General features: G+C 44.7%; 21 protein-coding genes. 5 read left to right on the top strand and 16 right to left on the bottom strand.

All coding sequences use genetic code 11. The features are described from left to right. Window positions 1-19: 19 nt before the first annotated feature. The 4 genes from BZA03_RS15710 to BZA03_RS15695 all read right to left on the bottom strand — a co-directional run bounded on the left by BZA03_RS15710 (window position 20) and on the right by BZA03_RS15695 (window position 6,418). Window positions 20-904, bottom strand: a complete 885-nt coding sequence (locus BZA03_RS15710) for a patatin-like phospholipase family protein (RefSeq protein ID WP_110289251.1) — start codon at window positions 902-904, stop codon at window positions 20-22. 397 nt (window positions 905-1,301) lie between these two features. Continuing rightward, entirely contained in the window at window positions 1,302-3,497 is a 2,196-nt protein-coding gene (locus BZA03_RS15705; RefSeq protein WP_110289250.1) for a malate synthase G, read from the bottom strand. Window positions 3,498-3,595: 98 nt separating this feature from the next. Then, window positions 3,596-4,540, bottom strand: coding sequence for a LysR family transcriptional regulator (locus BZA03_RS15700; protein ID WP_014950208.1), 945 nt, complete (start codon window positions 4,538-4,540; stop codon window positions 3,596-3,598). A gap of 282 nt (window positions 4,541-4,822) precedes the next feature. Further along, window positions 4,823-6,418 (bottom strand): isocitrate lyase, encoded by a 1,596-nt coding sequence (locus tag BZA03_RS15695; RefSeq protein WP_110289249.1) that lies wholly within the window; start codon window positions 6,416-6,418, stop codon window positions 4,823-4,825. Between the two features lie 437 nt (window positions 6,419-6,855). On the opposite strand from BZA03_RS15695, the gene BZA03_RS15690 reads away from it, so the two are divergent. The 3 genes from BZA03_RS15690 to glsB all read left to right on the top strand — a co-directional run bounded on the left by BZA03_RS15690 (window position 6,856) and on the right by glsB (window position 10,538). Further along, window positions 6,856-7,815 (top strand): chemotaxis protein CheV, encoded by a 960-nt coding sequence (locus BZA03_RS15690; protein ID WP_069944630.1) that lies wholly within the window; start codon window positions 6,856-6,858, stop codon window positions 7,813-7,815. Between the two features lie 233 nt (window positions 7,816-8,048). After that, window positions 8,049-9,527, top strand: a complete 1,479-nt coding sequence (locus tag BZA03_RS15685; RefSeq protein ID WP_110289248.1) for an alkaline phosphatase — start codon at window positions 8,049-8,051, stop codon at window positions 9,525-9,527. A gap of 102 nt (window positions 9,528-9,629) precedes the next feature. Next, window positions 9,630-10,538: a glutaminase B gene (glsB, locus tag BZA03_RS15680; protein ID WP_014950204.1), complete on the top strand. Its 909-nt coding sequence runs from the start codon at window positions 9,630-9,632 to the stop codon at window positions 10,536-10,538. Between the two features lie 40 nt (window positions 10,539-10,578). On the opposite strand, the gene BZA03_RS15675 is transcribed toward glsB, so the two are convergent. The 12 genes from BZA03_RS15675 to BZA03_RS15620 all read right to left on the bottom strand — a co-directional run bounded on the left by BZA03_RS15675 (window position 10,579) and on the right by BZA03_RS15620 (window position 22,566). After that, a complete protein-coding gene (locus tag BZA03_RS15675; protein WP_110289247.1) occupies window positions 10,579-11,937 on the bottom strand; it encodes a lipocalin-like domain-containing protein in 1,359 nt (452 codons plus the stop codon). Next, window positions 11,934-14,873 (bottom strand): FtsX-like permease family protein, encoded by a 2,940-nt coding sequence (locus BZA03_RS15670; RefSeq protein ID WP_110289246.1) that lies wholly within the window; start codon window positions 14,871-14,873, stop codon window positions 11,934-11,936. The genes BZA03_RS15675 and BZA03_RS15670 overlap by 4 nt, the downstream gene beginning before the upstream one ends. Window positions 14,874-14,944: 71 nt before the next feature. Further along, complete coding sequence (locus BZA03_RS15665) at window positions 14,945-15,667, bottom strand: ABC transporter ATP-binding protein (RefSeq protein WP_039228389.1); 723 nt, start codon at window positions 15,665-15,667, stop codon at window positions 14,945-14,947. Between the two features lie 357 nt (window positions 15,668-16,024). Continuing rightward, window positions 16,025-16,726 carry a VC0807 family protein gene (locus BZA03_RS15660; RefSeq protein ID WP_014950200.1) on the bottom strand — a complete coding sequence of 234 codons (702 nt, stop codon included), beginning with the start codon at window positions 16,724-16,726 and terminating at the stop codon, window positions 16,025-16,027. A gap of 46 nt (window positions 16,727-16,772) precedes the next feature. Then, the gene (locus BZA03_RS15655) at window positions 16,773-17,312 is read right to left on the bottom strand and encodes a rhomboid family intramembrane serine protease (RefSeq protein WP_014950199.1); all 540 of its coding nucleotides are present in this window, start codon (window positions 17,310-17,312) and stop codon (window positions 16,773-16,775) included. A 19-nt stretch (window positions 17,313-17,331) separates the two neighbouring features. After that, entirely contained in the window at window positions 17,332-18,498 is a 1,167-nt protein-coding gene (locus BZA03_RS15650) for a glutathionylspermidine synthase family protein (protein ID WP_101565295.1), read from the bottom strand. Between the two features lie 2 nt (window positions 18,499-18,500). Further along, complete coding sequence (locus tag BZA03_RS15645; RefSeq protein ID WP_110289245.1) at window positions 18,501-19,169, bottom strand: DUF1190 family protein; 669 nt, start codon at window positions 19,167-19,169, stop codon at window positions 18,501-18,503. Window positions 19,170-19,179: 10 nt separating this feature from the next. Next, entirely contained in the window at window positions 19,180-19,596 is a 417-nt protein-coding gene (locus BZA03_RS15640) for a DUF350 domain-containing protein (RefSeq protein WP_014950196.1), read from the bottom strand. 16 nt (window positions 19,597-19,612) lie between these two features. After that, window positions 19,613-20,257, bottom strand: coding sequence for a YjfK family protein (locus BZA03_RS15635; RefSeq protein ID WP_110289244.1), 645 nt, complete (start codon window positions 20,255-20,257; stop codon window positions 19,613-19,615). Between the two features lie 11 nt (window positions 20,258-20,268). Then, window positions 20,269-21,324, bottom strand: coding sequence for a potassium channel family protein (locus tag BZA03_RS15630; protein WP_181417301.1), 1,056 nt, complete (start codon window positions 21,322-21,324; stop codon window positions 20,269-20,271). Between the two features lie 148 nt (window positions 21,325-21,472). Continuing rightward, a complete protein-coding gene (locus BZA03_RS15625; protein ID WP_110289243.1) occupies window positions 21,473-22,153 on the bottom strand; it encodes a PspA/IM30 family protein in 681 nt (226 codons plus the stop codon). A gap of 23 nt (window positions 22,154-22,176) precedes the next feature. Next, entirely contained in the window at window positions 22,177-22,566 is a 390-nt protein-coding gene (locus BZA03_RS15620) for a DUF2170 family protein (protein WP_014950192.1), read from the bottom strand. Window positions 22,567-22,834: 268 nt separating this feature from the next. Here BZA03_RS15620 and BZA03_RS15615 point away from each other — a divergent pair, with 268 nt between their 5' ends. Further along, on the top strand, window positions 22,835-23,110 hold the full coding sequence (locus BZA03_RS15615) for a DUF6471 domain-containing protein (RefSeq protein WP_110289242.1): 276 nt from the start codon (window positions 22,835-22,837) through the stop codon (window positions 23,108-23,110). A 435-nt stretch (window positions 23,111-23,545) separates the two neighbouring features. Continuing rightward, entirely contained in the window at window positions 23,546-24,592 is a 1,047-nt protein-coding gene (queA, locus tag BZA03_RS15610) for a tRNA preQ1(34) S-adenosylmethionine ribosyltransferase-isomerase QueA (protein ID WP_049588006.1), read from the top strand. Window positions 24,593-24,658 lie beyond the last annotated feature (66 nt).

Raw genomic sequence — 24,658 nt, 5'->3', positions numbered from 1 at the left:
TAATTACTTTCTGAAACTGTTAAAGTGCACTGCTTCTCATAAATCCCGCACACTTTTTGGGCAAGAACTCTTTCGTGGTTGCATAACCGAGCTCAAAAAGTGTGTTCTTAATTTCAGGTGTAAGCGAAAAATCTACCGCGGAAATCTCCCCGGTATTCACTACCACCGTATTGTGCCAATACTTCGCATTGACGTACTCCCTGGATATTGCCGTCATAAACGTGCGAATAAGCATGCTGACGTATTGGGGCAGTTGAAGTAAGTTCTTTTTAATGGCCTTGCGTTTTTGTTCGGTGCTTTGCAGTCTGAAGCATACTGATGGCGTGCCATCGCCTCGCCAATCTTCAAACAGCGCATCTTCAGACAATATAGCGCCGTCTACTAGCAAGTGCTCTTTAAAGGGTTTGAACGAGAAGATGAGCGGTATCGACATAGAGTACCGCACTGCTTCTGACACCTTCATATCTGGAGAGGTTTGTTTGTTGAACAAAACTGGTCCGCCGCCGTTTACGTCGGTAGCGAGAATATGCAGGTTGAGTGGGAGGTCGGCAAACACTGCGCCTTCCAACTGTTCGTCAATCCATCGTTGAAATACGTCGCCAGAAGAAAGTCCGCCTTCCCGGAGTAATCTTACGAGTGAAAATTCAGTGAATTGCTTGAAATCAGTAACCAGTGCGAGCTCTCGCATTTGCTCCACTGTGTAACCTTTGGCGTAAAGCGAAGCGATAATCGAGCCACCTGATACACCCACTAAAGTGTCGAAGCCTACGTTCATGTCCTGCAGCGCTTTAATTATGCCGATATGGGCGCTCAATCTTGTTCCTCCACCTGAAAAGATGGGCACAATTAGCGTGACGTTCGCCTGTAATAAATTATTCGGTATTGCTGCCGAGGCTATCTGCATGTGCATACTCCAAACTAAGGAGGCTTTGCGCTAAGTGTTTAGTTCCAACGGAATAACAAACGCTGCGCCCCACACTATAAAAGCGTAGTTTACTCATGCATTATCAGCAAAGTATCAAGGGGGAGATAAGCGATATCTTTAGTCTAAAGTGTTGCCATATCACTACACAGTTCGCTTTTGAGTGAGTTTGCGAAGTGATTTCACGCGTCGCGACAATAAATGCAAACGCAACAGTAATACACCAGCAATAAATAAAAAGGCTCACTTCTGTTTACTAACAGAGTGAGCCTTATTCAAATGGGTCTGATGAGGCTTGAAACTAGCTAGCTAATTCTTTGGTGTTTTACCGTATGGAATATAGCTATTAGATTCCAATTCTTAGCCCTCATATTTTGTACTAGCTCGCCGCAAGTTTTGCCTTCATTTCGCGGCGACGTGCGTGCAGTAAAGGTTCTGTGTAACCGCTAGGCTGCTCTTTACCTTTGAAGATTAGATCGCTTGCGGCTAAGAAACCAATTGAGCTGTTTAAATCAGGTGCCATAGGGATATACTCAGGATCCCCCGCATTTTGCTCATCTACTAAGACAGCCATACGAGCCAAAGACTCTTTTACCTGATCTACACTTACAATGCCGTGCTCTAGCCAGTTAGCGATATGCTGCGATGAAATTCGCAACGTCGCGCGGTCTTCCATCAAGCCTACATTGTTGATGTCAGGAACTTTCGAGCAGCCTACGCCTTGGTGAACCCAGCGTACAACGTAGCCTAAAATGCCCTGAACATTATTGTCGATTTCACGCTTAATACTTTCACGCGTCAGAGTAGAGGCATCTTCTAACAATGGAATGGTAAGTATGTCAGCAAGGCCACTAAAGTTTTCATCTAGCGACTTTTGAACGTCAAACACATTTACATCGTGGTAATGAAGCGCGTGCAGTGTTGCTGCAGTAGGTGAGGGAACCCAAGCAGTATTAGCGCCAGCCTTAGGGTGACCTATTTTGGCGGTCATCATATTTTGCATTTCGTCAGGTATTGGCCACATGCCCTTACCAATTTGAGCTTTGCCAGAAAGACCACAACGAAGGCCTACTGCGACGTTTGCAGTTTCATAAGCCTTAATCCACGCCATAGACTTGAGCGCGGCTTTTTCTGCAAAAGGGCCGGCAAGCATTGAGGTATGAATTTCATCACCGGTTCTGTCTAAGAAACCCGTGTTAATGAACACAACGCGTGAAGTAGCCTCTGCAATACAAGCTTGTAGATTAATACTCGTACGGCGCTCTTCATCCATTATGCCCATTTTAAGGGTGTTAGCTGGAACATCGATAATCGCTTCGATAGCACCAAACAATGCGTTAGAGAATGCAACTTCTTCTGGCCCGTGCATTTTAGGTTTAACAATATAAATACTGCCTTCGCGGCTGTTTTTAAATTTGCTGTTTCCTAAAAGATCATGCTTTGCGATAAGTGAAGTGACTAAACCGTCCATGATCCCCTCTGGCACTTCTTCGCCGTCAAAGAGCATAGCATTGTTAGTCATAAGGTGGCCCACGTTTCTAACAAACATAAGGCTTCGACCAGAAAGTACTAGTTCGCCATCTTTTAGCTCGTCTTGTGAAGCGTGTTTAGACGGCTGGTAGCTTCTATCGTCATGCATAGCGCGAACAAGCTGCTTGCCGCCCTTTGTCATTTCAATGCTTAGCGAGCCTTTCATTAAGCCTAACCAGTTGCTATACACCAAGGTTTTGTCTTCAGCGTCAACAGCAGCAACGGAATCTTCGCAGTCCATTATGGTGGTTAATGCAGCTTCAACCAATACGTCTTTTACGTTTGCGGCATCGCTCTCGCCAATAGGGTGAGTCGGGTCTAGTTGAATTTCAAAATGCAGACCGTTGTGTGCAAATAGCAGGCTTGACGGTGCGCTAATGTCACCTTGGTATCCTTGCCATTGCTCTGTGTTTGCTAAGGTGGTTTCATCGCCGTCGACGAGAGTGATCGCCAATTTACCCGGTTCAATCTTATACTCAGTAACGTCAGCGTGGCTGCCTTTCGCAAGCGGTATCATGCTATCTAGATAGTCTTTCGCTTTCGCAACTACTTTGGCGCCGCGTACGGGGTTGTAGCTTTTTCCCGCTTCTGCACCACCTTCATTGCTGATGACGTCAGTGCCGTATAGTGCATCGTAAAGGCTTCCCCAACGGGCATTTACCGCGTTAAGTGCATAGCGAGCGTTGTTGATTGGCACAACTAACTGAGGGCCTGCCATTGTCGCTATTTCGGCGTCTACATTTTGTGTTTGTGCACTTACTTGTGATGGCTGCTCAACAAGGTAACCGATGCTTTTTAGGAAGTCGGTATATTCGTTTCCGTTTACCGGGTTACCAGCTTTATGATAATCGTCGATAGCGCGCTGAAGCTGTTCTCGCTTTTCTAATAGTGCGCGATTTTGAGGAATGAATTTTTCGAAGAGGGTTTCTGCACCTTGCCAAAAGGTGTCTTTATCTACGCCTGTGCCAGGAAGTGCCTGTTCATTAATAAAGTTATCGAGTTGTTCGGCAACCTGTAGTCGGCCTCTAGTAATATATCCTTGCATAACTACCTCTATACATTTGTCTGTTCACCCAGTGTAGTGTGTATAGAGATAGTTTTTTAATTTATGGTTTGTATTTCTGCCATATATTTTGTGAATGTTTAGCCCGCATTCATTTCGCTAGCTACATCGCTGATTAAGCGGCGCAACCAAATGTGACCTGCGTCGTGGTGAAGTAGGGCACTCCACGCCATTTTTAGCGCAATAGGTGGTATGTCGAAAGGCGGCTCTTTAATCACCACATCTGGGTCGTGTTTGAATAAACGCGCCGCTTTGCTTGGTAAGGTAGCAATAAGTTTTTGCTTTTTCGCAATCTGAAGCGCTGCATGGTAATGACGAGTAAATACGCGAATAGCACGCTGTTTTCCGATTTTTGTAAGCTCTGCGTCAACCCAGCCCAATTTTTGTACTTCATTTGGATCAATACCTACACCCACGCCAAACCCAGTTTTACTCACCCAAATATGCTGGGCACTCAAGTAGCCTTCTAGGTTGCATTTTTCTACTAGCGGATGGTCGGAACTCATTACGCAGCTAAAGGTGTCATACCAGATAACTTTTTGGTGAAACGACAAAGGCAGTTCATCAAAGCGGTTAATTGCCATATCCACTTTACCTTGCTCGACATCGTGAAACGTCACGTCACTCGGCGTAATAAGGTCAAGCGTAATATTGGGCGCTAAATCCGCCAGTCTTCCAACAAGTTCAAGTAACAAGGTACTCTCTGCATAGTCACTGGTCATAATGCGGAAGGTTCTGTCGCTGGTTAACGGATCGAAATCAGTCTCGGGTTGAATAGAGCTTTCCAATCGACTAAGCACATCGCGAATAATGGGTTGTAGTTCAAGCGCGCGCTTAGTGGGGGTCATCCCATCGCTGGTACGAACTAAAAGTGGATCTTTAAATAGATCGCGAAGGCGCTTCAGGCCGTTACTCATTGCTGGCTGAGTAATGCTTAGCTGGTTTGCAGCTTTCGTTACACTTCCTTCGCGCAACAGCACATCTAAATAAACCAATAAATTCAGGTCGACCTTCGCTATATTCATTATTCTAATGCTCTTTTTAAACCTAATCAAACATAGCTATTATAAAGCTTTTTTATTTCAATGTCAGATAAGCGTTTAGTCTTAAATTGGCCGCCGTTATACCTATAAGGTATTGAAATATAGTTGGTATATTGTTTTTTTATGAAATTTAGAAAAATATGGCTTTTTTTGTTTTATGCAAAAAGCATAAGTGAAGTGAATGACGCGCACAAAAAAGGGCACCCGAAGGTGCCCTGTAGGAAAGGTTGGGATGCTTTCCGTTTAACTCATTGCCTGTTCACGTTATACGTCAAACTGGTTCATGGTGTTATCTTCACCAGACGCTTTAAGTGCACCTTCACCAGAGAAGTACTCTTTGTGTGTATCACCTAGGTCAGAACCTGCCATCGCTTGGTGCTTAACGCACGCTAGACCTTGGCGAATTTCTTGACGCTGAACACCGCGAACATAAGCAAGCATACCTTCTTCACCGAAGTAACCTTTTGCAAGGTTGTCAGTAGACAGCGCTGCAGTGTGGTAAGTCGGTAGCGTGATAAGGTGGTGGAAGATACCCGCTTCGCGTGCTGCGTCAGCCTGGAAGCTCTTAATCTTCTCGTCCGCTGCTGCTGCAAGTTCGCTGTCATCATAGTCAGCAGACATAAGTTTCGCGCGGTCGTAGCCAGATACGTCTTTGCCTTCTTCTGTCCAAGCATCAAACACTTGCTGACGGAAGTTGAGCGTCCAGTTGAATGATGGAGAGTTGTTATAAACCAGCTTTGCGTTTGGTACTTGTTCGCGAATAGCGTTAACCATTTCAGCAATTTGGCCAACGTGAGGCTTTTCAGTTTCAATCCAAAGCAAGTCAGCGCCGTGCTTAAGTGACGTTACGCAGTCAAGTACTACACGGTCAAAACCTGTGTTGTCTTTAAAGCGGAACAAGCCGTTTGGTAGGCGCTCAGGTTTAACCAGCTTGCCACCTTGTTTAAGCACCAAATCACCTTCAGTTAGGTCTTCAACACCCGCAACTTCGGTAGTTTTAAGGAACGCATTGTACTGAGCAGCTAAGTCGCCTTCTGATGTAGATACTGGGATCTTCTGAGTAAGACCAGCACCTAGTGAGTCAGTACGTGCAACAATTACACCTTCATCAACACCTAGTTCAAGGAATGCATAGCGTACTGCATTGATTTTCGCTAGGAAGTCTTCGTGTGGCACGGTTACTTTACCGTCTTGGTGACCACATTGCTTCGCGTCCGATACTTGGTTCTCAATTTGGATACAGCATGCACCTGCTTCAATCATTTGCTTTGCAAGTAGGTAGGTTGCTTCTTCGTTACCAAAGCCCGCATCGATATCTGCGATAATTGGAACTACGTGAGTTTCGTAATTGTCGATTTCAGCTTGAATCGCAGCTACATCACCACCGTTTTTCTTAGCGTCGTCTAGCTTGTGGAAAAGGTCGCCTAATTCACGCGCATCTGCTTGGCGAAGGAAAGTATAAAGTTCTTCGATAAGCGCAGACACTGATGTTTTTTCATGCATTGATTGGTCAGGAAGAGGACCAAATTCAGAGCGAAGTGCTGCTACCATCCAGCCTGAAAGGTAAAGGTAGCTTTTGTTAGTTGTGCCTTGATGCTTTTTAACTGAAAGCATTTTTTGTTGGCCTACGAAGCCATGCCAGCAGCCTAGTGACTGTGTGTACTGAGACGAATCTGCGTCGTATTCAGCCATGTCTTTGCGCATAATGCTTGCAGTGTAGCGAGCAATGTCTAAACCTGTTTTAAAACGGTTTTGAACCTTCATGCGTGCAGCGAATTCTGGGTTGATACCTTCCCAAGTTCCGTTTTGTGCTGCCTTTAATGTGGCGAAGTTATCAATGTCTTGTTGATATTGCGACATGAGCGTCTCTCCCGACTATAATTAAAATACTTAACGTTGTTTATGTTTACGCTGTAGGGCGTTCCCGTTGATTCCATTTCATCCTAGTGCCGGATTTGGAATAATAGAAATATATATTTTGCATTGCGGTCATTTATTTTGTGAATGACTGGCGCCGAGAGAAGTCTAGATACTGTAAATCTTTGACACCTATGTTTGATGGTTTTAAGGCAATGGGGCAGCAGTGGGGCAAGAAGTGGTCGGTAATAAATAACTTACGTAGGTTGCAAATGCTTGCTGGCGTTGACTATTTCGTCTGTCTATTAGCTAAAAGGGTAATAGCTTTGCCGGTGTGAGCAAGGTAAATTTAGGCGTAGAGCTTCACGCTAAATAGTCTTGTCCGATACGAGGGCGCTTTTGTTTTAGCTTGTTGATATATAATATGAAAAGTGGGTGTTATGAGTAGTAGTGTATTGTCGTCAGTTGACCAAAGAACCAAGCTTGTTGGCGAAAACAGGCTTGAGCTTTTGATGTTTCAATTGGGAACGCGACACATTTTTGCCATGAACGTCTTTAAAATTAAAGAAGTTATAAACGTACCCAAGCTCAATATAATGCCGGGTTCACATCACAACCTGAAAGGCGTGATGAACTACCGAGGAAGCTCCATTCCAATTATAGACTTGCGTCAGGCAATCAAAATGCGCGGTGCAGCTACGCAAGCAACAGCGAAGAATGTCATTATCACTGAATATAACAGAAGCGTGCAGGGCTTCATTATTGGTGAAGTGAAAAACATAGTGAATACATCGTGGGGAACCATTCAGCCACCCCCTAGCGGCATTGGAAAATCCAATTATTTAACCGCCATAACTCAGGTGAATGTTGAGGGTAAACAAGAGCTGGTAGAAATCATCGATGTTGAAAAAGTACTCGCGGAAATCATCGATTACGACACATCTATCTCTGAAGAAGTGCTAGATAAAGACATTGTTAACCACTTCTTAGGCAAGAAAGTGTTGATAGTAGATGACTCAAGCACAGCAAGAAAACAGATTAAAGATACGTTAGAGCAGCTAGGTATAACAATCATCGAACGTAAAAACGGCGCTGAAGCGTTAGCGCTGCTGAAGAAGTGGGCCGATGAGGGGAAGAACCCAACCGACGAAATTTTGCTAATGTTTACCGACGCAGAAATGCCAGAAATGGACGGCTATCGGCTTACTTCTGAAGTGCGTAACGATCCTCGTATGAGCAATTTATTTATAGCACTCAACACATCATTAAGCGGAAGCTTCAACGACGCCATGGTAGAAAAAGTTGGATGTGACAGGTTTATCTCCAAATTCCAGCCCGACATGCTCGTTGACGTGGCACAACAGCGCATGCGCGAATACCTCTCATCACAAAATAAGTAGTCGCTTCCTTCTTAAAAGTTGCTAATTTAATGAGATGACCAGATGGTCATCTCATGCTTGCGTTATTTTGTCCAAAAGCTTTGAGCATCTTGCCAGCCTGCTTTACACTATTGCATCTTATCGCTTTGCTAACACCATTATGATCACCAAAGAATCATTCGCGATAGTGTCGTTATTGTTGTATCTGCGGGTATCCAGGCCAGTAGGTACCTTACTTACTCAGGGAAGTTTAAATGATTAAACAATTTGTTCGCACATCACTACTAAGTTGTGCGTCTATTGCTGTTCTTGCGGGTTGTGGTATCACTGAATCTATGACCGAATCAGCAAGTGCAACCGGTACGCAAACTAAAGGTGTACCGAAAAATATAATAATGGTTGTAGCCGACGGTATGGGGCCTGCCTATACCACGGCTTATCGTAATTATGTAGATGACCCGTCAACACCGAAAATCGAGTCGGTGGTGTTTGATGATATTTTAGTGGGCAATGCATCTACGTATCCTGCTCAAGTCTCTGGTTACGTTACCGATTCAGCCGCTGCTGCAACCGCTCTTGCTACTGGCATTAAGTCATACAACGGTGCAATTGGTGTTGATGTAAATAAACAACCAGTAAACTCTGTTATGTACCATGCTAAGAGTAAAGGCATGCGTACTGGTTTGGCAGTAACGTCTCAAATTGTTCATGCGACACCTGCGTCATACATTGCGCATAACGAAAGCCGTAAGAACTACAACGAAATAGCTGAAGATTTCTTTGATGTTCGCGTGGACGGTAAGTTTGTCGCTGACGTGATGCTAGGCGGTGGAACGTCTTACTTTGAACGCGATGACAGAGATATTTTGGCGCAGTTTATTGATGCTGGCTACGAATATGCCGATTCATATAACCGTCTGGCTTCAGTGCCTGCGGGAAGCAATGTTCTCGGTCTGTTTGCTCCAGTAGCGCTGCCTGCGGTATTAGATGACAAGCGCAAAAATCGTCTTGAGTACCTAACTCAACATGCTATTAAACACTTAGAAAACGACAATGGGTTCTTTCTTCTCGTCGAAGCAAGCCAAGTAGATTGGGCTGGTCACGCAAACGATATCGCGTCTGCCATGGCTGAGATGCACGATTTAGCGCAAACCATGGAATATTTGCGAGATTATGTAAAAGCACACCCTGACACTCTTGTTATCTTGACGGCGGATCACAGCACAGGTGGCTTAACCATTGGCGCAAACGGCGACTACCGCTGGAGCCCTGAACATCTTAAGTCTATGTCAGCCTCGGTAATGACAATTGCTTTAGAGATGGCAAATGAAGAGAACCCTGGCGAATTTGTGGCGCAGAAGCTTGGCTTGTCGTTGAGTGAAGAAGAGCTTGCCACGCTAGATAGCGTATCAAACCAAGATGATGAAACTCGCTTCATGGCAGTAAAAACCTTCTTAGACACCAAAACAAACACGGGGTGGACAACAGGCGGTCACACTGGTGTAGATGTTGAAGTATTTGCTTTTGGCGCTGGTTATCAATCGCTTATGGGGCAAATTGATAACACGGATATTGCAAAAACAATATTCAGTTTTATCGATAAAAAACAGCCAGTAATAATCGATTCCGATTCAAATAAAGTATCAGAAAAGGTATCGACAAACATTGAGCTTACGTCAGACGAAGATGATGATGGCTTGTGTGACTTTAAGGAAGATTGGCGCTGTAACTAATCGCTACATTGTTTGTATAGAAATTAAAGCGCCAGCGTTTTTATAACAAGGCGCTTTATTTTTATCTGTGGTAAGCAGGAAAGAGGAACTATGAAAAACGAAATGCTGGCACTACTTCAAGATATCTATGATGAAGTTGAGCCCATGTTGGGCATGGGAAAAGTTGCCGACTACATCCCAGCGTTGGCCACAGTTAATCCACGGCAATTTGGCATTTCAATTTGCGATACAAACGGTCAAATAACGTCGATAGGCGATGCGAGCGTTCCTTTTTCTATTCAAAGTATCTCAAAAGTCTTTAATCTTGTTTTAGCTATCAATCACTACGGTGAAACTATGTGGGAGCGAGTTGGATGCGAGCCATCCGGCCTGCCGTTTAATTCTCTTGTACAGTTGGAATATGAAAACGGTATTCCCCGTAACCCCTTCATTAATGCCGGTGCGCTGGTGGTTAGTGATATGGTGCAATCTCGGTTCGCTTCCCCTTATATTGCCATGCGAGATTTCGTAAGACGCTTAAGCTGTAACGGCGATATCGTGGTAAATAAGGTGGTGGCGGAGTCTGAATACGAGCACCGCTCTCGCAATGCAGCAATGGCATATTTGATGAAAGCCTACGGAAATTTTGAAAACGAAGTGGAAGATGTGCTTCGAAATTATTTTCACAACTGTGCGCTAGAAATGAGTTGTGAGGACTTGGCGCGCTCAACGAGCTTTCTTGCTAACGCAGGTTTTTCTACTTGCGCAAATGAAAAGGTGCTAACGCCTTATCAAACCAAACAAGTGAACGCTCTTCTGGCGACTAGTGGGATGTATGACGAAGCTGGGAGCTTTGCTTTTAAAGTAGGCTTGCCGGGTAAAAGTGGCGTAGGTGGAGGCATAGTGGCTGTTGTACCAGGACGCTTCTCAATATGCGTATTTTCGCCAGCGCTTAATAGCGTGGGTAATTCTCAGCTAGGTGTGGCGGCTTTGACATCGCTAAGTGAACGCATCAATTGGTCTATTTATTAGGGGCTATTGCGCTTCGCTGTATATCAAAGGTCAACAGGCCTTAGTAGCCTGTCAATTCCATAAAGCCGCTCCCTGAATGGGAGCCTTTTATATCCACTCGCCCTTCATAATAGGGAAATAAGCTTTGATTCCATTGGCTTTCCTTGAACGGGCGAATGGATACGTCGATATCTTTCATTGGTATTTGAATATGCCAAGCGGTGGGAACAGAGCGAAGTGACTCTCCCTCGTTGATTGTTTCATAGGCCGTTGGCGTAATTGATACGTTGGCTTGCTCGATGGTTTCTTTCGTGCCATTTTCCGCTATATAGCTAGCCGTTGTGAATATTTCGCTGTGTTTGCTTTTGCTATTTTTCATGTTTTTATTCATGGCGTGCATGCGAAACGCCATCAATTTACTACCATCGTCTAAATGCAGCGAGAACCAATCCCATCCCATGGCTTCACTGTTGGCTAGGTGGCTCGTCCATTCGTGATCAAACCAGCCTTTACCCGTAACTTTTACGCTATTGCCCTCTATGTTTAACGTACCTTCCGCGTTAATGAATGGCTGGCTGTAATAGTAGGAGCGAAGGCGTTCGTCTTGTGTTTTTTTACTGTAGCCGTTATCACCCTGTTTGATGAAAGGCCCATAGGTATCTAGATTAAGCGAGACTTTGACGGCGCTAACGCTCGGCGCGTCATTTAATTCTGATAAGCTGTCTGCAGCGGTAGTGGGGATTTTTCCATTTATTCTGACCGGATGATGCGTGCTGCTTTGCCCAAAAGCGACTTTTAACACGGACGGGAACATGACTTTGCTTTCTGCACCTGTTTGAACCTCCGCCTGTGCCGCTTTCCAAACCCAATCGTCGATAACTGTCGCAAAGGGTTGCTGATCCACATAGGCATTACCTACACCGCCGCTTGCAAATCGTTCTTCGAAATAATGCTGTTCAGCGGTGTGTAGCGAAGCATGTCCCATCCACTGCTGGCCATTGCTCCAGTTTCTTGCGATATGGTTGTTGGCGTTAACTTCAGCACTATTTTCAGCATTAGCCTTAACGCTTACAGGGGCATTTAGCTCAGTATTGAAACGAAAAAGCGTATATTGAAGGCCGAACTCTTGCCCGTCTTCAGCGCTTAACACAAACGTGAGGTACCACCACTCTAACTGAAAATCGGGATGACTCATGTGATCGCGCGGTAATTCAACAGTATTGCCCCGCTTTACTGGCGTAAAGGCGTCGCTCGACTGCATGTTTCCAAAAAAGCCGTTTGGCGTGGAGGTTCCCAAGGTTTCGTTTTTTGGGTTTTCAGTACATGCACTCAACGTGAAACAGATAGCTACAAGTACTAAAAATAGGTTGGCATTAAATCGCGATAATGTGGTGTTGGCGCTACCTAAATGGTTTGTCATAGCTGAACTTCCTGCCTTAAATCAATTTTCGGCTTAAGTTTTCCTAAAGGTAACAACAGCACCAGCGAAACGATAAGCAGCGATAACCCGACGCTAGAGAGAATAACCTCTGCATTAATTGAAAGCGGGTACACCCAGTTAAATGCATGCCGGTTTACTTGTTGAATAAAGACATTGGCCAAGTACACGCCAAAAGGAATGGCGAGCAAGGCAGAGATAAAACAAAGCAGCAGATATTGCGCAAACAGGGATGCTTTTACTTTAAGCTGACTAACGCCAAGGGCACGCAATACAGATAACTGCGCTGCGCTGCCTATGGTTAGTACCGTCAGCGAAACAGCGAAGGCGACGCCCGCCACCAATAGGGTGGTAATGTTAAGGCCGTCGGTTAATACAAAGGTACGATCAAAGGTCTGCATAGAGGTATCTAACAGCGCTTGTCGGGTATAAAGGGCAATTTCGCGGTGTTCCCCTAACTGTGATTTTAGCTGCTGTTCGAGGATGTCCTTTCCAAAGGTGCTTTGTTTGTTGTCGCCTATCACGTTAGTCTCAATAGGCGGCTCTGGGTAAATAGCCACTACACCGGAAAAAAGTTGATCCCTGATAAGGACATCGTTTCGATTAAACGAGGGAAGAGGCACTAATATTTGCCCGTTCAGGTTACCGTAGTCAGGATAAATACCCAGTACTTTCCATTGAGGCGTCGCTGCAAATAGGTTTGAGTTCGACGAACTGCTTTGTGAGCCTTGTGTTGGGTCAGCAGTTTTATCTTGTGGCGAGCTATACGCCTCGTTAGATGTATTAACCGCCGAAGAACTTGAATTCGCAGTTTTACGAAGGCGAATATTCTCTATATCTAACGTGTGTCCTAACTTTGCGTTAAGGGCAAACGCTAATTGCTGATTGATGAATACCCCTTTCCCTTCTGTAAACTCACGCCACACTGTGTTGAGGTCGTTGTTTATTACATCATCGAGGACAAGCGCCTTTTTACCGCTTTGGTGAACGGGGTAGCTACTGATAGAAACGTAAGTGGGCGGGCTGTTACTGACTTCACGTGTTTCTTTATGTATCTCTTTATGTGTCTCTTCTTGAGCATGTGAGCCAATAACAGCTCCCTCGGCCTTAAGTAAAGGAGTTAAAGCAAGCGGAGGTAACGATTTGGTAGATAACGTTTCGATACGACTAAGTGGCGCGTCGGTGTACAGATAGAAAGGCGCGTAAAGCCTTTGCGTTAACCACTGTTCAGTGGCGTCTCTAAAGCTGTCCGTCATGGTGTTCATACCAATATTTGCGGTTAGCGCGATAAAGAATGCACAAACGGCGAGACGGGTTTTGCTAGACAGTAAATGCATATTAGCAATGACGTAGTGGAACACGGGCCACTGTCTTGGTACAAATCTAGTCAGTAGCTTAGAGAAAATAGGTAACCAAAGAAGAATAAGCGCGCAGCTGGTAAGGAGTAACAGTGCAACAAAGAAAAGTGCTGAAGCTGCAGAAGATACGAACCCCTCAGCGATAAATAACAGTAGTAGGGCACATAATGAGATAAGACCTACGGCAAATTGGCCTAACGCATTTTCTTTTTTGACAGGCGCTACGGTTAGGGCATTTGAAAGCTTAACTATAGAAACTAACGAAAAAACAACCAGCGATATAAAGGTCGTTGTTAATGCGAAGCCGAAGGTGAAAAGCAGATTAACGTCTGGGTTAACAAATACAGCGTTAAACAACGACGTAAATGTACCGTTTATCACAGGTGACAACCATGACGCCGCTTGAAAACCGATGAACATGCCAATTGGAATACTTATTACGCAGTAAACAAGCAACTCGGTGAATAGGGCAATGCTTAAAATTCGCTGAGATATGCCCAGCTGCCGTAAACGAATGATATTGGGTAGCCGCGTGCGGTACATCAAGTTTAGCGCGTTAAGTACTATAAAAAGCGCCACAACGCCCATCAGTCCACTCATCGCCCAAAGATTTAGTCTAAAACTATCTGGCAACGAACCGGTGTCATTGTCTGTATTGCTAGTGGTTTGCTTTACAGGTATTCCAAGTAGGGTTTCTATTTGGGTTAAATGCTGATGTGATAGCGGTGAAAATGCAATAAACCCGGAAAGTGGGACGTAAGCTTTCTGTTGCTTTGCTTGTTTCTCTTGCGCGCGTTTAGCATTGTCAGGAATAACAGGCTTAACAGGTTCATCATTCTCAATCGTTACCCCGCCTCTGTAAAAATCATCGATTGAGATCAAAATTGTATTTTGCGGAGCAAAGCTACTCACATACGCGCTTACCGTTGCAGGCCAATAGGGACTTGGCGCGGTTTTTCTATCGATTTCATTGAGCGTGTCGTGACAGGCCAGTTTTGCGTTCGTTAAGGGGTGAAAAAGCCCATTTACAGCGAAGTCGCCCCCAGAATTTAAGCGTAATACGCGACCCGCTGGCGTCTGCTGGTTTTCCATTTCACTAAATTTCTTCGCATTTTGCGATAAATAGGATAGTGAAACAGCGCTATCGTTTAGGGCAGGCGCCTCAAAACCTCTCGTTCTAAATGCACTTCCTAGAAGAGGCTGAGTATCAACACCAAGTAATTTGAGAGTTGTTGCTGTGGGCTCGCTGCCATTGCACGATAGGGTGATGTCTCTTTCAGCTATCGCAACAAGCTGGGTAAAACCCTGGTTGCGAAGCGTGGCATAATCGCTTTGTGTAAAGCGAGCTCTACTGTCTGCTGGAGTGATGATACTGCCCAAGGTAAGCCCTTGCTTCGACTGTAATAGGTCACCTTGTGTGGCGCCTTCGTTTATAAGCAAAACGGTAACCAAGCCAGCATTGGCCAGTATAATTGCGGCCATAATGAGCAAAGGCTCCCACGGCCTGTGCCTTGCCATTGCAAGTAAGCTAGAGAGCGCTAACAGTAGAGTGCGTAGCACGTTATCTTCCTACTTGCTGTTTTCGGTGGGTTTTTCACAGGGCGCATATCGCTAACGTTTTTCACCCGTAATTAGCTTGCTGCTACTGGTGAAGATAAGGTCTGTTCTTTAGTTTTATATTTCACACTCTCTAATACCCCTTTATGTAGTCGCAAAGCGGCGTCTGCTTTTACGGCGACGTCTTGGCTATGAGTTACCACAACAAGAGAAGTATTGGCCTCTTTACAAGTTTTAAAGAGTAAGTCAGACACGGTTTCGCTAGTGGTTTCGTCTAAATTGCCGGTGGGTTCGTCGGCCAAGATAAGCGAGGGGCGATGTACAAGTGCTCTAGCAATGGCACAGCGCTGCTGTTCACCGCCAGATAACTGACTTAGCGGCTTTTGCGCTAGGGGTAATATCCCAAGCTGCTCCATTAACGCTAATTGGTAGTCGTTATCTACATTACCTTTTAGCCTTGCAGTAAAGGCAATGTTGTCCCACGCATTAAAGCAGTCGAATAGATTGAAGCTTTGAAACACAATACCTAAATGCTGTTTGCGAAAATTGTCGATATCCTTCGCTTTAAATGTTTTATCGAGTTTGCTATTGCCAGCAATCGACAATCCATTTACCGAAATATCGCCTCCGTCGGGCGTCTCAAACCCAGCAATGAGCGACAGCAAGGTAGATTTACCGCAGCCTGAAGCCCCCTGAATACTCACCGATTCACCAGTCTTTACGGTAAGGTTAAGGTTGTTGATGAGCGGAGCCCCTGTCTGTGAAAAAGATTTCTTTAAGTCTTTTATGGTCAGCATAATTCGCCGTTTTGTATTGAACCGTCTTAATGTGAACATGAAGGAGCGAGAATGCGCGCAATACGCTATACTCAATACGCAATATTCAGCGTTTATGGCGTAATGCTAGAGGTGCTATGCGCGCCTTCAATTAGCGCCGACATGTTCTAATAGAACGGGTTATTTTTATATTTGAGAGTATACGTAATACCCACGCTTTTTGGTTAAAAGCGGTGCGGAAATTTGATGGCTAGTATTCTTCTGCGTTTCAGGAAAATGCTTTAGTCGCCTAAATTACAAAATATTTAATAGCTTCAGTCGTAGGGAAGGGCATGTTAAATACAAAAAGGGGCGTTAAGCCCCTTATCGATTATCTTTTTACTGATTAATAAAGTTATCGAGTTCTTCGCCAGTAATTTTTTTGATTTGAGCAAACAAATACCAGAGCGCTGCAATAAGCAAAATCATGCTCGGGATCACAATAACTGGGTAGCTAAGCGCAGTCATTCGGCCAAGTTCTTCAGTGTATGCCGTAGTGCCCGGCTCACTGACCAATATCATTTTTGCCAAGATATAATTTAGTGCAGAAGAGAGGAAAAACGAACTCGCTACGATGTAAGAGCTAACCGCGACTTTCTTTTTAAACTCGCTCTGTTTTCCTTTCGCATCAAGAACTTGGTTTAGGTGTGGCCAGTTTATGATTTGGTCGTTCAAAATTAGCATTTTGACCAAGGGTTTATTAGAGTATTGGGTTACCAGTACAGCAATACCGATAATGCCTGGGATAGCGGCTTCTTTTATCGCAATATACTCGGCAGGCAGTTTAAGTAAGCTAAACCCGCCGGTAAGTAGTACGCTGATAATGCCTAAAATGGAAAAGCCGTTGACCTTTCCCGACTCTTTTAAATCCCATAGGCCATAACCAATAGGAAAGCTGAGTGCCGCCACAATGCTCCACGCAGGGCCTAGGTAATCTTCTGAACTTGCATAACTCATTAGCACCACAGGAATAACAATGTTAAACGCGAGGTTGCCGAAAAAGCCTTGGTTTTTTTGTGTAGGTTCTTGTACTGCTGACATATCTAATTACAACGTCTTATCTTGAGGCTAATTATACGTAAACTAATTAGCGTGCCCAGTGCCATGCGGCAAATAAGCCGCCAATAAAGCCAAACAGATGATATTCAAAGGAAATAAATTTGGATGTGGGAAGCACACCAACAAGCATTCCTCCGTATAGCGCTGCAACTACTAGTGAAATAAGCAAATACCGCACTTTGTTACTTCTAAACCCTGCTAGCACGAGGAAGCCGAAGTAGCCATATACCATGCCGCTCGCGCCAATATGCGTAGCGCTTCTACCGAACAGCCACACGCCCAAACCACCTATAAGCAGTGCGCTTAGCGTAGCGATAAGAAACGTGCGTTTTCCCCACTGCATAGTAAGCCACATGAACAGCAAAAGAGGCACCAAGTTAGCCATCAAATGCGTGGGTGTACCGTGAAGGAAAGGGGCTGTGAATATATATGGCAAGGTTGAAAGTGTACGAGGCACTACACCAAACTGATTAAGTGCATTACCGGTAAGTAAGTTTGCTACTTCTATTACGATTAACAATGCACCTAGCGTCAGTAGAACGCGAATTTGGAAAGAAAGCGGCTTCATCGAACGCCCCTAAAGTAGATTACAAAATAATATGAGGAAGGTAGCGAGAGAGATCTTGGGTAATAGCAGATGCATCTTCTCTTACTGAAATACCTGCTGGCATGTCATCTACCAACCAACTACCTATGAGTGTATGGTTACCTTCAAAAACGGGTAAAGGTTCAAATGCTTGAACAATATAGCCTTCTTCGCCGTAAGGACCATCGCTAAGCCTATTCTCAATCCCACCTTCAATGATAGAAACATTCGCGCCCTCCCTAGAAAACAGAGGCTTTTTAATCCACTTTCCTGATAGTGTGTTTGTGTTTATTTCATCTGAAAAATAAGCGGGAAGCAGGTTAGGGTGGCCTTCAAATTTCTTCCAAAGCTGAGGAAGCAAGGCTTTATTGGAAATTATCGATTTCCATGGGGGCTCTATCCAATTAACTTGGGCATCTTCTAACACATCGCCAAACTCTTCGCGCAGCATAAACTCCCAAGGATAAAGCTTGAAGCAGTCTGTAATTGGCGCGTCTTGAAGATCGGTAAAAACGCCCGTGTCCGCTAACCCAATGTCTTCAATAAAAACGAAGTCAGCTAAAAGCCCGGCCTCTGTAGCGCAGTCTTGTAGGTACTGCACTGTTCCGCGATCTTCTACGGTATCTTTACAACACGCCATGTGCAGTTGATTAATGTTGTAGTGCAATGCTATTTCGCGAAAGCGATGAACTAGTTTTTCTTGCAAGCTATTGAACTGATCAGCGTGCAGGGCGAGTTTGCCGGCATCCACATTTTGTGAAAGCCACAGCCACTGCCAAAACCCAGATTCATACAAGCTGGTGGGCGTATCTGCATTATTTTCTAGCAGCTTAGCTGGCCCTTTGCCGCTGTAGACAAGGTCAAGGCGTGAATACAAACTGGGGGCTCTTTCCTGCCAGCTGTCTCTTACTAAGTCCCAATGTTGCTCTGGGATTCGAAAACGAGTAAGTAATTCCTCACTATTAACCACATCTTCGGTCACTGCCAAGCACATTTGATGTAGCTCGGCTGTGGGGTCTTCAATGTCGTTTTCAATTTGCGCTAGCGTGAATTGGTAGTAGGCACTTTCATCCCAATACGGCTCGCCATACATGGTGTGGAAATGAAAACCAAACTCGTTAGCCAACTGCTGCCAGCCCTTGCGAGGCTGGCAAGGCATTCTAAACATAGTTATCCGCCCCAGCCGCCTTTACGGCTGCTGCTACCCCAAGACGATTTTGCACGAACGCTGCTACCAAACCCGCCTCGTTTCATTGTGCGGTTCACGGTAGGCTTAGGCTTATAAACGTCTTTGTTTACGCGATATTTTCTTTTGCGAATGTCGCCGTCGAACACATAGCCGTCTGCCGTTATCCAGCGTGAACGAAACGGTGAATTATATGAATAGGAAGTATATAAGGGCTGTGAGTAATAGCGATTTGGCGATAGCAGAGAGCTCACCATGTAGCCTGCCATGAACGGCATGAAAAAGCTGCCGCTACTATTATTCACATATTGGCACTGGTTAGGGCCAAATTCATGTTCGCAGTCGTACTCAGAGCTAAAGCGCGGACTGGTGCGCATGGCCTCGTCGACCGCTGTCTGGTAGGCAGCTTCACAACGCTCTACTGCATCAGGAAAATCCTGTTTACAGTCTTCTAGCGAGGTGTAAATGGTGGCGTCTTCTTTTTCGCCACCACAGCCACTTAAAATAACGCTGGCCACACCCAATGCTAAAGGCTTCACGCTAAAACCTTTGCGCATGCGACCAAGGTCAATATATTTGGTGCGTTTTAATGCGGGCTTCTCACCTTGCACGCTATCAACAACATCAAGCTGAGTGTTTCGTTTATCAGTCATCGCTGCCCCCTTAATAGGTCATGCAAGCGGCATTGAGTAAGCCTACGGCAATAGACATGCTGGCAAGCATAACACCCGCAGAAACTTCGTTATTGTTTATGCGCTCAGCGATTTTCGGCATAAAGCTAAAACGCAAAATGGCAAACGCTAGGGATTGTGCAATCACAGCAACAAGCGCCCAAATAGCAAAATCTACTACAGCAACCGAGTTTGAAGCTGCGCTGCCAAGGGCGATAGCAAAACCGATTATAGCACCACCAAAACCGATGGCAGCGGCAACGTTTTTCTCTTCTTTTACCAGCTTCCATTCATCGTGAGGTGTGACCAATGCGTACACCAATTTGAAGATAAACAAAAAAACAATCGACAAGCCGAAGTAAAGCGCAAAGTTATCAAGGCCAGCCAAAGATTGCATGATCGTATCCATAGTTATTCCCTTTTTATTAACCGTTTATAGTGATATCTGCAGGTTCAACATCAAACCCCGTTGAAATCACCAAACATCTATCTAAATTATTACCTACTTGCTTTTCTTCACCCACAACAAGCAGGGTTTCAACTCTATCGTTACTGATTGGGCGTTCGTACAGCATCATGAACTGATCAGTGGTACTCACATTACCATCTTCTTCATAGGTAGTTTCAGTGACGGCAACAGGCGGTGACTCATCGCCCACTGCCCCCCACACGCGGGTATAGACCTTGCCGTCAAGCTCATAGGTGGGCTGGCTTATAACGTTTTTCAAGCATTCGTTCCACTGAGCAGTATTACCAATGGTTTTCGTTTCATAAAAGTGCCACAGCTTAACATCGGTAATGTGATTCTCAGACAAGCCGCCGTCGGTGACCACCTGTAAAAATCCATCGTCGTCGGTGTAAAAGCGAAGCAGAGTGCCACCTGTATCTAAGGGGGCTTCACCTACCGCTTGAATTAATTGAGAACGGGCTGCGCCTTCAATAGTGAGCTCAGGTTCTAATAGCGAAAGTTTCAAGTTATCTAACTCGAAAGAGCCACCTAAATAAAGCCCCATTATTTCTGGCGACTTAGGTTTTTTAGGTTCTGATTTTCTAAATAATTTACTAAACATGTTTACGCCTCTTAATCAGCGTCTAGAGAAGACCAGTTAATTGCGTTAATGCGGCGCTCAGCAATGTAAAACAAAGTGTCGCGCGGGTTTAACGTAACGTCCAACGGTGGGTTTACCACCATTTCTTTCACAAGGCCATTTGGCGCATAACCAATAAAGATGGCATCGTGTTTACGTTTCAAATTAATAAATAACTTAGCAACAGAAATGGCGTGGCTACTTTCTGGGATTTTTACTGAAAATTGCGCTTGGCCTTCTTCAATACTCAGCAAGTCGTGATGAAGCATACTTGAACCAGGATCAAAAGCGGCTTTAACTAACATTTCTATTGCCACGCTCGGTGTACACTCCACTTTAGGGCAGTGATCCTGAAGTAAGCTGACTAGGCTATCATCATCAAAATAAGCCACCTGATGTGCATCAGGATTACGCTTAGTACAATACAGCGCGGTAGTCATGGTGACATCGTCTTGTGGGTTATCGATAAGAATAGTTCGGGCGGTGGACACGCAGGCGCGATCCATATCTTCGTCTTTGTTAAACGAATCTACCTTCACGAACTCAATCACGCCAGGCATGGGGTTAGTGATATCGGCCTTCACGCACAGCACAATATCGGGGCGCTCTGGCATGGCATCGCGTTCTTGAAGTATTAAATCAAGCAGCAGCATAGTACGCTGCTCATTCCACCCAATTACTAAGATATGTTCATCTAGCATCAAGCTGTTCATACCCAACAATCCTTTCTTCCACGTTAATGAAACCCAAGCTGCAATCCGGCCAATTACCATGGCGAAGATACTCAAACCAAGCGGTATGACGTAAAGCGCTACAACCAGTTTTCCCGCTGGCGTGACGGGAGATAAATCACCATAGCCCACTGTAGAGGCGGTGACCGCCAGCCAGTAAATAAAGTCGGCGTTGGTAATTAAATCGTGCTCGTCTGCAGCGTAAAGTAGCCAGTAGCTTGTTACTGCGTAAAAGGCGGTGGCACCGACAATAGTGTACCAGCGTGATTCTGCAAAATATTGCAGCATGATTTTTCGCAGTTTTATCCATGGAGACATAAAAGAAACAGCCCTTGTTATGCGTGCCCTTACTCTGCCTTGAAGTACTTGATTTGTCTAGGTTAGCGCTTTACTTAACGGTAATTTACGCAGGAAATTATTGTAACAAGAATTAAAAATGGGAGCGCGTAGCTCCCATTTTTCTAACTTACTTGCCTAGAATTCGCGCTAGCTCGTCATCGGCCGAGGTTTTACCCCCTTTGATACCCGCTTCGGCTAAGCGTTTTTCTAGATCGCTGCTCGACTCATTGTTTGCTAACTCTTCTGCAGCTTGTAGCTCAGCATTGCGCATCTTTTGCTTATCTTGAATACGTGACAGTGACTCTGTCGCCGTTTTCATTTTGCTATTCGCACCCATGTGGCGTGAAGAAACCGCTACTTGCGCCTTCTGAACGCTTTCAGTGGCTTTTACCATATCCACTTGCTGCTCTAAGCGACGTAAACTCGCTTTCGCCTGTTGGATATTTTGTGCCAGCTGCTTTTCTGACTGCTGGAACTGATCAAGATATGTTTGTTCTTGGTCTCGTTCTTCTTTAAGTTCGGACACCTTTTGCGCACAGTCTAACGCGAGTTGGCGGTCGCTATCGATGGCCTTGCGCGCGTGAGCTTCGTATTCCGCAATTGACGAATTGAAGCTATCCACTTTTTGCTGAGAAAGTTTACACTTTGCCAAGATTTGGGTACGTGCATGGTCTGACTTACGCAATTCTTCTTTGGCTTCTCTAATTTCTTGTTCCAGAATTCGAATAGCCTGACTGTCTACGACAGATTGAGCAGCTTCGGTTGCACCACCTTTTACTGCAGTTACTAATTTTTTCCACACTGACATTCGCTTCTCCTTAGAAGTAAATTTTAGTTAAGGTGTGTTTCGTAGGCATCTAAGAAAGATGCAACATTCTGAAACAGGGTTTCCACTTCAATAACGATACTTTCGGCTTTTGACTGGGCACTTAGCGCACCAAAGGCAGTGTAGTACTCTTCACCACCAATGTTTGAAATGCCTACCGTGGTCAAAGGGAACACCATATGAGTAGACAATATTTCATGATCTAGCGCTGGCTTATCTTTTACTTCCGACGCTGCAAACAAAAGACTCTCTACTAAGATCTGCTCTCCGCTGATAGCAAGCCAGGCATCTATGCCGTCTTGATTAGCAATAAGTAAGCAGTTTTCCTCACGTGTTACCACAAAGTCATCATGCTCTTTAAATAAGGCTTCGATGCTTTCCAGTTCCCAGCTCATACCTTTCTCCTTTAATTATTGAAGCGATAGTTGTGAAAATGAATGTCGTGTAAGTGGTGTGTTATACAACTGCACTTTATTAAAAACAGATACTTTGCTGTATTAACCACCGAAGTTACTGTAACGACTATTTTCATCTTCGCCAATATCTAGACTTGCAGTGTAGACCTGTTGTGCCATAATCGTCAACATTAAATACATGCTATAAGTGTAAAAAAGTGTGTTTTTGTAAAATATATATCACATTTGTGTGGTTTTTGGAGGCTGTGTGAACACTGGAAATACGCAAAGTGCTAAAAATGCGTGGCGGCAAACGGTAGCAAGAGTCGTGAAATCTGAGATGTCTGTGCGCGGCGTAAAATATCAAGCGTTAAGCCAAAGGCTGGAAGAGATTGGCGTGGAGCAAAGCGCAGATAATCTTAGAAATAAGGTAAATAAAGGTATTATGGGCGCCGATTTACTTCTGCAGATTTTGTACGTGTTGAAGGCGCGTCCATTAGATGCGGCGCTTTTAGAGGAAATCTTAACTGATCTTCAGCAATAAACAGCGTAAAATACCGCCGTTCATAAGATATCGATATTCAACTAACCTGTCGCGCAGAGGAATCGAAACTTCGTAATAACGTTGCGATGAGTGAAGGTAGGCAGGGAAAATAAGCAGATAAAAAAATACCCAGCAAGTGCTGGGTACGAATGATAAGGAATGTTTATGGGAGAACATCATCACTATCTGCAGGTATCTTAACCGTTTAAGGAGTTAAGTGCTATTTAATAAATTGAATTGTACGTATATTGTTCAATATAAAGTTATTTTATAATATACGTTAATTTTTTAATTTGTTGATAATCAACATTTTTTGTTTTTATTTTGACTTTAGCTTAATCTGTAGATCTATTTTTATTAGCCTTTAGTTGCAACTTAAATAACACTTAATATTCTACTTTTGTCTAACTTTTATGCCGTAATTTAGTCGTATTTATGAAACTATCAGATTTTAGCTTCGAGCTACCCGAAAAACTTATCGCCAAATACCCAACTCAGCAACGTACAGCGAGTCGCTTGTTACATTTAGATGGGAAGACTGGCAATGTAGCGCACACGATGTTCGCTGACATGCTGAAATTTGTAGAGCCAGGCGACCTCTTGGTGTTCAACAATACGCGGGTTATTCCTGCACGTTTACTCGGCAAAAAGGAAACGGGCGGACAGGTTGAGGTGCTGATCGAGCGCATCACATCAGACAATACAGCGTTAGCGCATGTTCGCGCGAGCAAGGCGCCTAAGCCTGGATCTAAGCTGATTCTTGAAGAAAAAGTGAATGTTACGGTGACAGGGCGAGACGATGCGCTATTTATTTTACAGTTTGACCACGATGAGACCGTATTAACGCTGCTAGAAGCCCATGGCCACATGCCGCTACCTCCTTACATCGATCGTCCCGATGAAAGTTCAGACAAAGAGCGCTATCAAACCGTTTACAATCAAAAGCCGGGCGCGGTTGCGGCGCCTACTGCAGGGCTACACTTTGACGATGCAATACTGGCTGCGTTAAAAGAAAAAGGCGTGAATTTGGCCTTTGTAACTTTGCACGTTGGCGCGGGTACATTCCAGCCTGTGCGCGTTGATAATATTCAAGAGCACAAAATGCACGCAGAGTTCGCCGAAGTACCACAAGACGTTGTTGACGCTGTTCTAACCACAAAGGCCAACGGTAAACGCGTTATTGCAGTGGGTACAACCTCTGTACGCTCTTTGGAGTCAGCGGCAAAGGCAAGTGCAGAGCGCGGTGACGAGGAAGTTATTGCGCCATTTAACGAAGATACTGAGATTTTTATCTACCCTGGTTTTGAGTTTAAAGTGGTAGACGCAATGTTCACCAATTTTCACCTTCCAGAGTCCACGCTAATGATGTTAATTAGCGCATTTGCTGGCAAAGAGAATGTCATGAAGGCGTATCAAGAAGCGATAGAGAAAGAATATCGATTCTTTAGCTACGGTGATTCTATGTTTATTGAACGCGCCTAAGCACATTCGCCCGAGGACATTAGGCGTTTAAATCGGTGTTTTGCAGGCCTTTCTAGCTTAGTTACA

Source organism: Alteromonas sp. I10 (assembly GCF_003201515.1).
GTDB classification, from domain to species: domain Bacteria; phylum Pseudomonadota; class Gammaproteobacteria; order Enterobacterales; family Alteromonadaceae; genus Alteromonas; species Alteromonas macleodii.
The sequence above is the reverse complement of the archived record's forward strand: the minus strand, read 5'-3'. Positions and strand labels throughout refer to the sequence as shown.